This is a genomic window from Legionella quateirensis, from assembly GCF_001467955.1.
Lineage (GTDB): Bacteria > Pseudomonadota > Gammaproteobacteria > Legionellales > Legionellaceae > Legionella > Legionella quateirensis.
The window spans coordinates 19,395-19,812 of the sequence record NZ_LNYR01000021.1 but is presented as its reverse complement, the minus strand read 5'-3'; the positions used below and the strand labels follow the sequence as shown (position 1 = coordinate 19,812).

Here is a 418-nt window from a genome sequence, read left to right as displayed (position 1 = left end):
CTGAACGCAGTGAAGGATCTCCAGATGCAGGCACAATGCCACGTTCAGGAGATCCCTCATTGCATTCGGGATGACGGTTAAGCGGATAATCCGAGAACAATGCGTCATCCTGAACGCAGTGAAGGATCTCCCGATGCAGGCACAATGCCACGTTCAGGAGATCCCTCATTGCATTCGGGATGACGGTTATGCGGTTAATCCAAGAACAATGCGTCATCCTGATCGCAGTGAAGGATCTCCAAATGCAGGCACAATGCCACGTTCAGGAGAGCCCTCATTGCATTCGGGATGACGATTATGCGGATAATCCGAGAACAATGCGTCATCCTGAACGCATGAAGGAACTCCAAATGCAGGCACAATGCCACGTTCAGGAGATCCCTCATTGCATTCGGGATGACGGTTATGCGGTTAATCT

Annotated in this window: 1 protein-coding gene; it reads left to right on the top strand. The window is 50.7% G+C overall.

Going from position 1 to position 418, the window contains the following annotated elements; all coding sequences use genetic code 11:
- Positions 1-188 precede the first annotated feature (188 nt).
- On the top strand, positions 189-418 hold a 230-nt coding region (locus Lqua_RS18495; protein ID WP_193787176.1), incomplete at its 3' end, for a hypothetical protein.